Source organism: Shewanella sp. SM55, assembly GCF_025654025.1.
GTDB lineage: Bacteria > Pseudomonadota > Gammaproteobacteria > Enterobacterales > Shewanellaceae > Shewanella > Shewanella oncorhynchi.
Map to the genome: position 1 here is coordinate 55,843 of NZ_JAKKRS010000021.1, position 12,755 is coordinate 68,597.

General features: G+C 45.3%; 14 protein-coding genes. 5 read left to right on the top strand and 9 right to left on the bottom strand.

Annotation, left to right across the window (positions count from 1 at the left end):
- The first annotated feature begins 104 nt into the window (after positions 1-104).
- Entirely contained in the window at positions 105-698 is a 594-nt protein-coding gene (locus tag L5L91_RS21375; protein ID WP_105250525.1) for a phosphoheptose isomerase, read from the top strand.
- Complete coding sequence (gene dolP / locus L5L91_RS21380) at positions 695-1,261, top strand: division/outer membrane stress-associated lipid-binding lipoprotein (RefSeq protein WP_105250526.1); 567 nt, start codon at positions 695-697, stop codon at positions 1,259-1,261. The genes L5L91_RS21375 and dolP overlap by 4 nt, the downstream gene beginning before the upstream one ends.
- A gap of 75 nt (positions 1,262-1,336) precedes the next feature.
- On the opposite strand, the gene L5L91_RS21385 is transcribed toward dolP, so the two are convergent.
- Positions 1,337-2,221, bottom strand: a complete 885-nt coding sequence (locus L5L91_RS21385) for a DMT family transporter (protein WP_131525400.1) — start codon at positions 2,219-2,221, stop codon at positions 1,337-1,339.
- Positions 2,222-2,341: 120 nt separating this feature from the next.
- Here L5L91_RS21385 and L5L91_RS21390 point away from each other — a divergent pair, with 120 nt between their 5' ends.
- Entirely contained in the window at positions 2,342-3,214 is an 873-nt protein-coding gene (locus L5L91_RS21390; RefSeq protein ID WP_173913161.1) for a LysR substrate-binding domain-containing protein, read from the top strand.
- Positions 3,215-3,274: 60 nt separating this feature from the next.
- On the opposite strand, the gene trpS is transcribed toward L5L91_RS21390, so the two are convergent.
- The 3 genes from trpS to rpe all read right to left on the bottom strand — a co-directional run bounded on the left by trpS (position 3,275) and on the right by rpe (position 5,693).
- Positions 3,275-4,273, bottom strand: coding sequence for a tryptophan--tRNA ligase (gene trpS / locus L5L91_RS21395; protein ID WP_131525401.1), 999 nt, complete (start codon positions 4,271-4,273; stop codon positions 3,275-3,277).
- 65 nt (positions 4,274-4,338) lie between these two features.
- Positions 4,339-5,016, bottom strand: a complete 678-nt coding sequence (locus L5L91_RS21400) for a phosphoglycolate phosphatase (RefSeq protein WP_263163883.1) — start codon at positions 5,014-5,016, stop codon at positions 4,339-4,341.
- A 2-nt stretch (positions 5,017-5,018) separates the two neighbouring features.
- Positions 5,019-5,693 (bottom strand): ribulose-phosphate 3-epimerase, encoded by a 675-nt coding sequence (rpe, locus tag L5L91_RS21405; protein WP_012090481.1) that lies wholly within the window; start codon positions 5,691-5,693, stop codon positions 5,019-5,021.
- Between the two features lie 276 nt (positions 5,694-5,969).
- Here rpe and L5L91_RS21410 point away from each other — a divergent pair, with 276 nt between their 5' ends.
- Complete coding sequence (locus L5L91_RS21410; protein WP_173248104.1) at positions 5,970-6,335, top strand: hypothetical protein; 366 nt, start codon at positions 5,970-5,972, stop codon at positions 6,333-6,335.
- Positions 6,335-6,520 (top strand): DUF2970 domain-containing protein, encoded by a 186-nt coding sequence (locus L5L91_RS21415; RefSeq protein ID WP_105250532.1) that lies wholly within the window; start codon positions 6,335-6,337, stop codon positions 6,518-6,520. Before L5L91_RS21410 ends, L5L91_RS21415 begins: the two co-directional genes overlap by 1 nt.
- An 18-nt stretch (positions 6,521-6,538) precedes the next feature.
- Here the strand turns inward: L5L91_RS21415 and L5L91_RS21420 are convergent, their stop codons facing one another.
- The 5 genes from L5L91_RS21420 to L5L91_RS21440 all read right to left on the bottom strand — a co-directional run bounded on the left by L5L91_RS21420 (position 6,539) and on the right by L5L91_RS21440 (position 12,751).
- A complete protein-coding gene (locus L5L91_RS21420; protein WP_131525404.1) occupies positions 6,539-7,378 on the bottom strand; it encodes a Dam family site-specific DNA-(adenine-N6)-methyltransferase in 840 nt (279 codons plus the stop codon).
- 48 nt (positions 7,379-7,426) lie between these two features.
- Entirely contained in the window at positions 7,427-8,863 is a 1,437-nt protein-coding gene (locus L5L91_RS21425; protein WP_263237687.1) for an AAA family ATPase, read from the bottom strand.
- A gap of 18 nt (positions 8,864-8,881) precedes the next feature.
- Positions 8,882-9,958: a 3-dehydroquinate synthase gene (aroB, locus tag L5L91_RS21430; protein WP_263163880.1), complete on the bottom strand. Its 1,077-nt coding sequence runs from the start codon at positions 9,956-9,958 to the stop codon at positions 8,882-8,884.
- Positions 9,959-9,967: 9 nt separating this feature from the next.
- On the bottom strand, positions 9,968-10,483 hold the full coding sequence (gene aroK / locus L5L91_RS21435) for a shikimate kinase AroK (protein ID WP_006083542.1): 516 nt from the start codon (positions 10,481-10,483) through the stop codon (positions 9,968-9,970).
- A 216-nt stretch (positions 10,484-10,699) separates the two neighbouring features.
- Complete coding sequence (locus tag L5L91_RS21440) at positions 10,700-12,751, bottom strand: type IV pilus secretin PilQ (protein ID WP_113941458.1); 2,052 nt, start codon at positions 12,749-12,751, stop codon at positions 10,700-10,702.
- Positions 12,752-12,755 lie beyond the last annotated feature (4 nt).

A 12,755-nucleotide genomic window follows, 5' to 3' on the forward strand; every position in this document is an offset into this window, starting at 1 on the left:
CAATAGTAAAAGAGTGACTACACAAATTATTTTAACGTCTGTGCCTCAACACGCTTGTGGAAATATGGCATGATAGCAACACTTTATCCTGAAAGGATTTATCCATGTTAGAACGCATTAAAGACAGCTTTACTGAATCTATCCAGACAAAAATCGATGCAGCCGAAGCACTGCCAGAATCCATCGCCAAAGCGGCCGAGATGATGGTGCACTGTCTTTTGGGTGGCAATAAAATCCTTGCTTGCGGTAACGGCGGCAGTGCTGGTGATGCGCAACATTTCTCAGCAGAACTGCTAAACCGCTACGAGATTGAGCGTCCCCCCTTACCAGCCATCGCTCTGTCTACCGATACTTCAACCATCACAGCTATCGCCAACGACTATAGCTATGATGAGATTTTCTCAAAACAGATTTTTGCCTTAGGTCAACCGGGCGACATTCTGCTAGCAATCTCGACCAGTGGTAACTCAGGTAACGTGATTAAAGCCATTGAAGCCGCATTAAGCCGCGACATGACTATCGTAGCGCTAACAGGTAAAGATGGCGGCGCTATGGCTGGCCTACTGAGCGTGAACGATGTGGAAATCCGCGTGCCTTCAAATGTCACTGCACGTATCCAAGAAGTGCACTTACTGGTGATCCATTGCCTGTGTGACAATATTGACCGCACCCTCTTCCCACAGGACGAGCAGCAATGAGACACGCTGCCCCGCTGTTAATGGTTTGCTTGCTGCTTCAGGGCTGCGCCGGTGCCGTTATGGTGGGCGCAGTCAGTGGCGCTATGATGGCCAACGACGAACGTACTGTTAAGACTCAGCTTGATGATACCAATACTGATTTTAAGATCACCAGCGCACTGCTAGAGCAAGAAGATCTTAAAAAACAAACGAATATCACAGGTGTATCCGTCAATGGCAATGTACTTATGATAGGCCAAGCCCCTAACTCTACGTTAAGGGATAAAGCCATCAAGGTCGTACAAGATCTTAAGCTCGGCGGCAAAATACATAATCAAATCCGCATTGGCAATCCAACCTCTTTCACCACCCGCAGCAATGACACTTGGGTTACGACCAAAGTGAAGGGCCGCATGCTGAACGAAAAAGATTTGGATGTGACTCGCATTAAAGTCATCACTGAAAATGGTGAAGTCTTCCTGCTGGGGGTTATTCATCGCTCACAAGCAGACTTAGCTGTTGATATCGCCCGTAATACTGCTGGCGTGCGTAAAGTGGTGAAAGTATTTGAGTATGCTAAGTAATTTTGCAGTTTACCTATTTAAAACTTGAGCCTAAGTGGTGAGCTAACTCGCCCACTTAGGCTTTAACCCTCGCTGTTATTTTCCCGTGAGTGTATCTGCTATCTTAGGTGCCGATTTTGATAGGAGCGATCCTAGCCAAGGTAAAAACAACGAAGGCAATACGATTAAGGCGGCACCGAGCCAACTTAAGTTATCCAACCATTCATCGAACAACAACCAGCCTAAAAAGACAATAAACAACAAGCCTGTGTATTCCGCAATCGCGATATCACTCGCCTGGGCCTTGCGGTAAGCCAGCACACAAAACCAGTGATAAACCAATAAAAATGCGTTGCTCAGCAAGGCCACGCCCACCAGCTCCCAACTCAAACCCTCAATCCCCTGAAACGCTGCAATCACTAACGTTGCCGGAATACCCAGCAAGTTATATAGCATTAGCGTTAGCACGGGATGCTCAGCATGGGGCACTTTTTTAAGTGCTAACTGATTCACTGCAAAGGTAAAAGCAGAAAACAGCACAGCAATGCCGTACCAATTCATTTCGCTCGGTCGCAGGATAATCAAGATGCCGACAAAACCTAAGCCAGTACAGATTGTCTGAGCAGCGGTGATCCTCTCGCTCAGGAAGAAATACCCCATCAAAATAATCATTAGCGGTGCGGAATAAAACAATGAGCTAACTGTCGCAAGCGGCAATGCCATTAAGCCAATAATTAAAAAAAGCGCGCCAACTGAGCCTATGTTGGCACGCCAAAGGTGAACTGAGATATGTGTCGTCATCGGACGCTGCGAATACAGCCACACTGGCAACAACATAAATACTGAAGAGATTTGCCTGACAAGGAGGAAAGTCGAGGCACTCGCATCGTCCGGTAACCACTTGATCGACACATCATAGAAGGCACTGAATAGATTACCTACTATCAATAAAATCAAACCAATAACTACTGGGCGTTGCATTTTTTAACATCCATAAACCTCAATGGCGGCATGATAATCCTCGCAAAACTTAAGCTGAAATGATGCTTTCTCATGCTAGATGAATTAAATTCATACTAAAGCCTTTAGATATTGAAAATCATGAGAAAGCTCCCTCCATTACGCGCTCTACAAGTGTTTGAAGCTGCCGCCAGACAGCAGCATTTTTCTAAGGCCGCCGATGAACTGTGCATCACCCAAAGTGCAGTGTCGCACCAAGTGCGAGTATTAGAAGAGTATTTTGGCGAGCAACTGTTCGACCGTCAGGGGCGTAAACTGCAGTTAACGCCTAAGGGGCACGGACTATTTCTAGAGTTAGAACGGATATTCAACGAGTTAAGCGACCTCAACTTGAAAGTGCGCGATACGCCAAATCAACAGCTCTGCCTAGCCGTTTACAGCTCATTCTCAGTAAAATGGTTGATCCCAAGACTCGCCGATTTTCGCCGCCAATATCCGAGCGTGAAAATCCGCCTCGAGATGATCACCCAAGATCCTGATCTAAGCACCAGCACCGCGGATATCTTCATCGCCGGTAAGTTAAATCAACGTGGCTATTGGCAACAGTTACTGCACAAAGAGCGTTTAATTCCTGTATGCAGCCCCAGTTTTTACCTTAAATGGCGCGACATAAGCCTGAGTAATTTCCAGCAACAAGCTCTGCTGGTGGTTGATGAAGGACCATTAGGGCTCGACTGGCATAAGTGGTCATCGGCGCACCAAATACCACTCGATAACGAACAACAGCATGTGTTTAGTCATATTGTGATGGCGATTGAAGCAGCGATTGCCGGCCAAGGCTTAGCCCTAGCGCCGGACTTTATGGTGGCTGGCGATATCACCACGGGGCGTTTAGTCGCCTTGAATCTTCCCGATGTGCATACCGGATTTGAATTTACCTTCTTTTGTAAGCAGCGCCGTTTATCAGAACCTGCGATTGCCGCTTTCTCATCTTGGCTAAAATCACAGGCTTAGGATGAATTACAGGCACAAAAAAGCCGACGCGAACGTCGGCTTAATTTATCGATCGATTGATTACACTAACAAACCAATCTTCTCATACACTTTCTTCAGGGTCACTTCGGCACGCGCCTGCGCACTCTGTGCACCAGCTTTCATCACTTGGTCTAAGTAAGCACGGTCGGCACGAATCGCGCGGTAACGCTCTTGCAGTGGCTCTAACATGCTCACAACCGCTTCACCTGCTGCACCTTTCAAATGGCCATACATCTTGCCTTCAAACTCGGCTTCTAGGCTCGCAATGCTTTGCCCTGTCACACCCGACATGAGACTCAGCAAGTTAGAAACACCCGGTTTATTATCCACATCAAAACGCACGACTGGCGGCTCATCACTGTCTGTCATGGCTTTTTTCAGCTTCTTCAGCACTGATTTCGGATCTTCTAGCAGGCCGATAACGTTATTACGGTTGTCGTCTGACTTAGACATCTTCTTTAGCGGCTCCTGCAGCGACATGACTTTAGCGCCAAGTTCAGGAATAAACGGCTCAGGAATGGTGAAAGTATCACCATAGGCATTGTTAAAACGAGTAGCGATATCACGCGTTAACTCAAGGTGTTGTTTCTGATCTTGGCCAACGGGGATTTCGTTCGCTTGATAAATCAGAATATCCGCCGCCATCAACACTGGGTAGCCAAATAAACCCACGTTGATGTTGTTAGCGTGCTTTTGTGATTTATCTTTAAACTGAGTCATGCGGCTCAACTCGCCCATTTGGGTATAGCAGTTTAATGCCCAACCCAATTGCGTATGTTGTGGCACCTGTGACTGGATAAACACTGTACTCTTTTTAGGATCGACGCCACAGGCCAAATACAGGGCTAAGGTATCTAAACACGCTTCGCGCAACGCTTTAGGATCTTGGCGCACGGTAATGGCATGCAAATCGACGACACAATACAGGCAGTCGTGGCTATCTTGCATCGCAACCCATTGACGCAATGCACCCATGTAGTTACCTATGGTTAATTCGCCGGACGGCTGTGCACCGCTGAGTACTATGGGTTTGGTCATTACGTCATTGCTCCACTATCTATATAAAAAGACTAAAAAATCGACTAAAGAACAGGTAACCCCCATTACTTGGTAGGTTTTACCCAGTTCAAAATCTCACTAAATTGCTCACATACGGCATCTGGGCCACTGAGCCCAATATCTTCACCGTAGTTGTAGCCGTAGGTCAAGCCGATTGACGCTATCCCAGCCGCTTTCGCGGCTAAAATGTCGTTTTTAGAATCGCCGACCATCAATAACTCAGTTTTCTCCAATTGCCACTCATGCAATAAGTGCTGCAGCGGCAAAGGGTCGGGCTTCATCTTAGCTAAGGTATCGCCACCTAACACTAAGCTGAAAAAGTCGTTAATCCCAAAGGCATTGAGTAATGGCATGGTAAAACGATAGGGTTTATTGGTAACAACCGCTAACTTAAAGCCTGCATCAAACAAAGTTTGCAGCACTTGATGCACGTCGCTATACAGCGCACTGTGCTTTTCAAGATTTTCTTGATAATGATGCATAAAAATCGGCATAGCCGCATCAAGGGTTGTTTGCTCAACATCCGTACCCAAAGCATGACTCATAGCACGGCGCATCAACATCTCTGCACCGTTACCAACCCAAGTACGAACTTGCGCCTCAGAGCAGCTCTTCAAACCTAACTCAATCAAGGCTTCCTGCGTAGCAACGGTTAGGTCCGGCACACTGTCAATCAGCGTGCCATCTAGATCAAACGCAATCGCTTTAATCTTATCCCACATGGCTATGCCCCAACTTTAGCAAGTTCGGCACGCATCTCATCAACAACGGCCTTATAATCGGGCTTGCCGAAAATAGCCGAGCCCGCAACAAACATGTCCGCACCGGCGGCCGCGATTTCTGCGATATTGTCGACCTTAACGCCGCCATCGACTTCTAAACGAATATCAAAACCACTGGCATCAATACGCGCACGCACTTGGCGCAGCTTATCTAAGGTCGATGGGATAAAAGATTGCCCGCCAAAACCAGGGTTCACTGACATCAATAGGATCACGTCGAGTTTATCCATCACATGGTCAAGATAATGCAGTGGTGTCGCAGGATTAAACACGAGACCCGCCTTACAACCGCACTCTTTGATGAGCTGAAGAGTACGATCGACATGCTCAGAGGCTTCAGGGTGGAAAGTAATAATAGACGCGCCCGCTTTAGCAAAATCAGGCACGATACGGTCAACCGGCTTGACCATCAAATGCACATCAATATCAGCGGTAATCCCATAGTTACGCAGTGCTTGGCACACCATAGGGCCAATCGTTAAGTTAGGAACATAGTGATTATCCATCACATCAAAATGTACTACGTCGGTTCCCGCATCTAACACAGCTTTTACATCGTCACCCAAACGGGCAAAATCGGCAGATAAAATTGATGGAGCAATCAAGAATGGACGCATAAAACACTCGCTGCTATTTGGATAAAAAGTGCCTTATTTTACCCTGAGCCAAGCTAAGCCTCTATAGCTAAAGCCACATTTCTGGCAATTGATCCGCTATGCCGATGTCAGTAAAGCAGCACACTCTGCAGCTATCGCAGTAAATTGGGGCTTAGATTCGGTAAAATAAGCTAATATTTCCGAGCATTTTGGCTGGAATTGATAATTTTTTGTTCATAAACTAAGCGAGTTTGTTATACTCGAGGCGCAGTGCTGGTTCATTCCAAAGGAAGCGTTATGATGGAGCGGTTTAGTCAGTTTTCACACTATGTTAGGTCGGTGACATTTAAGTCATCTATGATGTTGGCATTTACTGCAGTTGTAGTGGCCACGCTAGCTTTGGGCGTTGAAAAACTTACGGAAAATACCGAAACTGCATCTTGCGCTTGTAGCAATGACACTCGTTACAACAATGCACTGCCCAGTAGCCACCCTAATAATCGCTGCGCCGATCAAGCACAAACCTTAAGCTGGAAAACGTGGCTTACAGGTAAAAACCGTTCGAGTCAGTTCCACTTTGTCGATCTACTTGAACTATTACATGGTCATCAAGATAAACCTATGGATGATCTCAAGCCCACTACGTCGCATCTCGCCTATTAATGCTTAGCCGAATTTGGCAAGTATTCCACAGTACCGTTGCAGCTTTTTTCGGGGTACAAACTAGCGAAAATCGTAAAAAAGATTTTCAAACCAGTTCCCCATTGCCCTACATAGTGATGGGCATAGTGTTAGCTGTCATCTTAGTGGCAAGTCTGATGTTTCTCGTAGGACAAGTGCTTAGCTAAACGTTATTTATGTTGAAACTAGTCGTCTTTTGGATCGTAGTTTTCATCATATAACGCCATCAACTCATCCACTTTGTTACGACCACTGCCATTTTGACTAATGTTGCGTTGCACTTGAATTTTCGCTAAATGCGCACCGCGATATAACTCGCGAGTTAATGGAATATCGTGATTACTAATCAATACCGGAATACCACGCTCTAACGCGGTATGGCGCGAATGACGAGCCAGCAGTGCTTGATCGTCTAAACTAAAACCTGCACCAACATATGTCGTGAAACTGGATGTAGTAGATAACGGTGCGTAAGGTGGATCGCAATAGATAACATCGCCACTGCGTGTCTGCTCAAAGGCTTTTTCGTAACCAATGCATTTAAACTCAGCACGTTGCGCTTTTTCAGAAAAGGCCCAGATTTCCTTTTCGGGGAAATAAGGTTTTTTATAGGAGCCAAAGGGCACATTGAAGCCACCCTTACGGTTATAACGGCATAAGCCATTAAAACCATGGCGATTTAAATAAAGAAAATACACAGAACGCTGGAAAGGGTCGCGACATTTATTAAAGTCGGTCCGCACCTGATAGTAAGCTTCCTTTTGATTCATCTCATCGACAAACAATGCTTTAGCGGCGGCAATGTATGCTTCTGGTTGATGCTTCACTATCTGATATAACTCGATCAAGTCCTGATTAATGTCACAGAGCAGGTAGCTAGGATAATCCGTATTCAAGAAAACGGATCCTGCACCCACAAACGGCTCGACCAAACGGTCTCCTGCGGGTAAATAACTGGCTAAATCATCCACCAATTTAAATTTACCGCCAGCCCACTTAAGGAAGGCTCTGTGTTTTTTTATCATTTAACTTGATGAATGCCGACAAAAATAAAGGCCATGATTGTACTCTGTTTATTCTGAAATTTCACGATTTGAGAGACTTTCTTCTACTTGATAATCTTTCAAATCGGCCCATTTTCTGACCCAAGGTTGCTCAAAACGATACTCCTTAACCAATTGAGCCGCCGCATTCGAAGCCAATTTGCTACTGCTGTAGTGCCCAACGAGAACAACCCACCGCTGTTTATACTTTGCGACTCGAACACCCTCGACATTCTCAAGACTCTTTAATGTCGAACGCAGGGTATCTAACTGAGCAACACTCGCTATTTGTACGGTATAACCTTTGAGTGGCTTTTGCGGTTCCAAAACTGTTTTATCAACCTTTGCAGCCTCTGGCGCTGGAGACTGAACATCTACCGTTTTAGCTTGAGGCCCTGCATCCACAGTTGGCTCATCATCACCAAAAGACTTGCTACTCACTTCACCAACACTCACTAAGGCTCCATCATCAGGCTCTGGATGTGGTGCCTCACCATGAAATTCACTTAATGGATCGACAGCCGGTTCTGTTTTGGCTTTGGATGTATCTAGTTCGTTAACTTTCACGGTTACAGTGGCAAACTTTAATTGTTCAGCGCGCAGAGCAAAATAGGGTGCTAAGATTTTTTGCCCATAGGACAAGAAAGCGGGGGAATCTATCGCAGGAAAAGTCGCAGTCTCTATGGCTTGCTCTTCAGAAAATGGTTGAGTAACACCAAGCCAAATACCTAGCGCTAACAACATGCTCACAGCTGTCACCACCACAGCTTTATATTTCACCCAAGAAGATGTTTTCTCTTGCGGGCTATGCAAGGCTTTATCTAACAGATTGACCACTTCTTGCGGCGTACCCGTTTGCTTCTCAAGCTGACTGCGTACGATTTCCCTTGGCGTAAAAGGGTTTTGATCGCTGTATCTCAGCAATGTTTGATACAAAGCTTCACGCTCTGGCATGGTTAACGGCTCAATACTGATAGGTAATATTTGCCGCCGCAATTGCTCGGGTAATTGTGGCAATAGGTCCGCTAAGAATGCCGGTGGAACCGTGAGCGTGACGGCAATATTCTTACCCGCACACTGGATCTGATTGAGAATAATGCACTCAGCCCATAATGCCTTAGGCAATAAATGCGCATCATCGATAATGATATGTAAGGGTTTAGTTTGCGTGCTCGCAAGCCGCAACAGAGTATCGGCGAGGGGAATGTCGTCGTCAAAAATAGGGGATGAAATTAGCTGGACTAGAATTTTGCGGCGTATCTCAGCGTTATCGGCATGCATAGGACAAATCACAAATGCCGCATTTGACTCGTCAAAATCGGTCGCTAATCCGGTAACTAAGGTCGTTTTTCCTGAACCGCTGACACCAGAAAGCACCAGCAGCTGATCGCTATAACTGGCAACATGATGCATTCTTTGTATGAGGGCTTCCTGAGAAGGAAGCAAGACAGAACCCTGAAACGTCACTCGCCCACCACACAGTTTTTATGCGCAGCGAATAACCTGTTCAAGGGTAGATTCTGTGACTTGACTAAACACATCCGCGCGGCCTATTGCCGTTGGGAGCACCAGTCGAATCTGACCGCCTAAAACTTTTTTATCGCGTCGCATATGTTGAATGAAACTGTCGAAATCCATAGATTCCGGCGCACTCACTGGAAGATCAAAAGCTTGTAGTAACTGTATGATACGACAAACGATTGACTCATCGATAAGCCCCAGTGCCTTAGCTGTTTTAGCAGCAAGGACTGTGCCAGCTGACACGGCTTCACCATGCAGCCAATTACCGTAGCCCATTTCGGCTTCAATCGCGTGACCAAAGGTATGACCCAGATTCAACAAAGCACGCACGCCCTGCTCAGTTTCATCTTGGCTAACCACATCAGCTTTAATCTCACAGCAACGAGAGATAGCATAAACTAATGCTTCGGCATCTAAAGTTTTTAGCGCCGTTACATTATCTTCAAGCCATTGAAAAAAATCAGCATCCCACATGATGCCATACTTGATGACTTCCGCCATTCCCGCCGCAAACTCGCGCGCTGGAAGCGTATGTAAACATAAAGTATCGATAAGCACGATTTGTGGCTGATAAAAGGCCCCAATCATGTTTTTACCAAGAGGATGGTTAACAGCCGTTTTACCGCCGACGGAAGAATCCACCTGCGACAATAAAGTTGTCGGAATTTGAATAAAATCGATCCCACGTTGATAACATGCCGCGGCAAAGCCCGTCATATCACCAATCACGCCGCCACCCAAAGCCACCAGCATAGAATCTCGACCATAGTTTTGCTGCAGCAGTGCAGTAAAAATAGTATCTAGATGTGCTAAGTCTTTGAATTGTTCGCCATCGGGAAGGATAACACTCTCTACCTCACCAAACGAAGCCATCGTCTCTTGTATCTGTTTAAGATACAAAGGCGCGACAGTTTCATTGGTGACGATAAGAATACGTTTTTTAAGCAGGTAGCGAGACAAAGTCTCGCCATCACTCATCAAATTCTGGCCAATGTAAATGGGATAACTACGTACACCTAAATCAACCTGAATTTGCTTCATAAATTCTGCCTAAAAACCTAATTGCTCAATGATCTGATTTGCGACGATCTTTGCGCTTTGATCATCGGTTTTGACAATCACATCGGCAATTTCTTCGTACAATGGATTACGGATCTCTGCAAGATTCTCCAACACTTCTCGAGGATCATCCACTTGCAATAATGGGCGTCGCTTGTCTCTTTGAGTACGAGCGACCTGTTTGTCGATAGTGGTTTCCAGGTAAACCACAATGCCACGAGCAGACAGATGATTACGGATATCTTTGCTTTGTACTGAACCACCACCGGTGGCAAGGACGATACCTTGTTTCTCAGACAAATCAGCAATAACCTGAGCTTCACGACGACGGAAGCCTTCTTCACCTTCGACGTCAAACACCCAAGCAATATCAGCGCCTGTGCGTTGTTCAATCTCTTGATCCGAATCGTGGAATTCTAAATGCAGCATTTGCGCCAGATGGCGACCAATTGTGCTTTTACCTGCGCCCATAGGGCCTACCAGAAAAATATTACGTTTTTCAGCCATTTCTTGTACGTCTGAATCTTATTGAAAAGTATGCCTATATCGACTCAACATCAAGCCGACCTATATGTTACCTTGCTCTTATGAGACTTGACCGAGGATTATCTCAGCTTAGGGTCTACTATGGCAAGCCATGTGCGCTATTTATGCAAAGAATTGTATTCCAGTAATAATAAAGCCAGCAATCACTGCTGGCTTTAGTCGATACATAGCAAGTGCTTAGATCTTCTCACCGACTATTTTGGGGGTTACGAAAATAAGTAGCTCTTGACGCTCATTTTTGTCTGTTGTGTTCCTAAACAGGAAACCGACTAAGGGAATGTCACCGAGAATAGGGACTTTACTCACACGGCTGATCAAGTTTTGCTGATAAATACCACCAAGGACTATGGTTTCACCGTTATCAACTAGCACTTGAGTGCCAATACGTTGAGTATCGATGGCGACAGCGGGACCCGTTGGTGTGTCAACCGTCTTGCCCTGAGAGTCTTGGGTGATTTCCAAATCTAAAATAACGCGGTTATCAGGTGTAATTTGTGGTGTAACTCGCAAGGACAACACGGCTTTCTTAAAAGTGACCGAGGTTGCACCGCTTGAAGTCGACTGCACATAAGGTATCTCCACACCCTGCTCAATATAAGCCGCCTTTTGGTTAGAGGTAGTAATACGAGGGCTGGCGATAATTTCACCTTTATTTTCTTGCTCTAACGCACTCAATTCCAAATCAAGAATAGTACCATCTGCCAACTTAGCAACGTGGAATGCGATACTTGTTGGATTGGTCACTGCCGCAGGCAAATTAACGTTCAAACGTTGGTCAGGAGTTGGAATGATGCCGTTGGCAATACTCTGAGCACCTTCTAATGTACCAGAAGTTCCCTTACTGCCCTGCTGATCCGTTACGCCCCAACGTATGCCTAAGTCTTCAGAGACATCATCTTTGACTGTTACCATACGTGACTCGATCAGCACTTGACGAATAGGGATATCGAGTACTTCGACTAAACGATGGATGTTCTCAATCGTTTCTGCCGTATCTTTCACAAGTACAGTGTTGGTACGTTCATCGACCGCGACTGAGCCGCGTGGCGATAGTAAGCTAGAATCTGCGCTTTTAAGCAGCTCAGCAATGTCGATCGCTTTGGCATAGTTAATTTGCAAGTACTCAGAATACAAAGGTGCTAACTCTTTAACTTCTTGCCTATTTTTGAGATTTTGGCTTTCACGAATAGCCAACTCTTCGCTCGGTGCCACCATTAAGATGTTGCCTTCGATACGTTTATCTAGGCCTTTGGTTTGTAGAATCAAATCTAATGCTTGGTCCCAGGGCACATCATCCAATCTCAAGGTGATGTTGCCTTCAACAGTATCACTCGTGACTAAGTTAAAATTGTTATAGTCAGCAATGATCTGCAAAACAGTACGTACAGGGATATTTTGAAAGTTAAGCGACAAAGTACGGCCATTGTATTTTTTAACATCTTTCTTGGCGGCAACTCTCTCAACTTTATTCATCGAGAGTCTAAAGAGATTATCCTCTTGCTTGTAACTGAACTCATATTCCCCAGCAATATCAACTAAAATGCGCGTTGTTAGATCTTCTTTAAATGTCTCGAAGCTTTTTACTGGTGTTGAAAAATCTTTCACATCCATAACATAAAGCAGATCACTATTAATATCAGTGTTATATAACTTAACTTCGAGTTTAGCACCCACTTGCTCAACGTTAACGGCAACCGAGCGGTTATTCAAATAGACCAATAACTCACCGCCACCATTTTCATTACGACGAAAATCGATATTTTTAATGCTGTTAACGAAGGGATTTTCTGCCTGAGTCTGAGCGCCCGCAACCTCATCATTAATAGTGAGTCGATATGAGTTGCCCATGACTGAACCTTGGTAAGGTTTTACTTTGGACATACCTAAGGTGACTTTAAGACGAGTATCTTGTTGCTCAGTCATCATGTCAGTTACACCGACTTGATTAATGGGTAAGCGATCCTTAGATAAACCAGAAATACTATTATCAAAGGTTAATACGAGCTCTGCAGGCGAGGCATTAGAGTCAATAACTGGCGGTGTTACCGCTTCTTCAAATACCAACTCTAGCTCTAACTGATGGTCAACCAAGGCATGGTACTTAACATCCATTAATCGGTTTGCAGCATAACTCGATGGCAAAATTCCAAATACCAATGCGATCCCAATAACAGACTTGATTAAGCCTGAAGAAATTAACGGGACTTTTATCGCGGCAGAAGATTTCATTATT

Excerpts from the sequence above, each read along its gene's own strand:
- L5L91_RS21375 (WP_105250525.1), top strand. The coding sequence starts at position 105 with ATGTTAGAACGCATTAAAGACAGCTTTACTGAATCTATCCAGACAAAA.
- dolP (WP_105250526.1), top strand. The coding sequence starts at position 695 with ATGAGACACGCTGCCCCGCTGTTAATGGTTTGCTTGCTGCTTCAGGGC.
- L5L91_RS21385 (WP_131525400.1), bottom strand. The coding sequence starts at position 2,221 with ATGCAACGCCCAGTAGTTATTGGTTTGATTTTATTGATAGTAGGTAAT.
- L5L91_RS21390 (WP_173913161.1), top strand. The coding sequence starts at position 2,342 with ATGAGAAAGCTCCCTCCATTACGCGCTCTACAAGTGTTTGAAGCTGCC.
- trpS (WP_131525401.1), bottom strand. The coding sequence starts at position 4,273 with ATGACCAAACCCATAGTACTCAGCGGTGCACAGCCGTCCGGCGAATTA.
- L5L91_RS21400 (WP_263163883.1), bottom strand. The coding sequence starts at position 5,016 with ATGTGGGATAAGATTAAAGCGATTGCGTTTGATCTAGATGGCACGCTG.
- rpe (WP_012090481.1), bottom strand. The coding sequence starts at position 5,693 with ATGCGTCCATTCTTGATTGCTCCATCAATTTTATCTGCCGATTTTGCC.
- L5L91_RS21410 (WP_173248104.1), top strand. The coding sequence starts at position 5,970 with ATGATGGAGCGGTTTAGTCAGTTTTCACACTATGTTAGGTCGGTGACA.
- L5L91_RS21415 (WP_105250532.1), top strand. The coding sequence starts at position 6,335 with ATGCTTAGCCGAATTTGGCAAGTATTCCACAGTACCGTTGCAGCTTTT.
- L5L91_RS21420 (WP_131525404.1), bottom strand. The coding sequence starts at position 7,378 with ATGATAAAAAAACACAGAGCCTTCCTTAAGTGGGCTGGCGGTAAATTT.
- aroB (WP_263163880.1), bottom strand. The coding sequence starts at position 9,958 with ATGAAGCAAATTCAGGTTGATTTAGGTGTACGTAGTTATCCCATTTAC.
- aroK (WP_006083542.1), bottom strand. The coding sequence starts at position 10,483 with ATGGCTGAAAAACGTAATATTTTTCTGGTAGGCCCTATGGGCGCAGGT.
- L5L91_RS21440 (WP_113941458.1), bottom strand. The coding sequence starts at position 12,751 with ATGAAATCTTCTGCCGCGATAAAAGTCCCGTTAATTTCTTCAGGCTTA.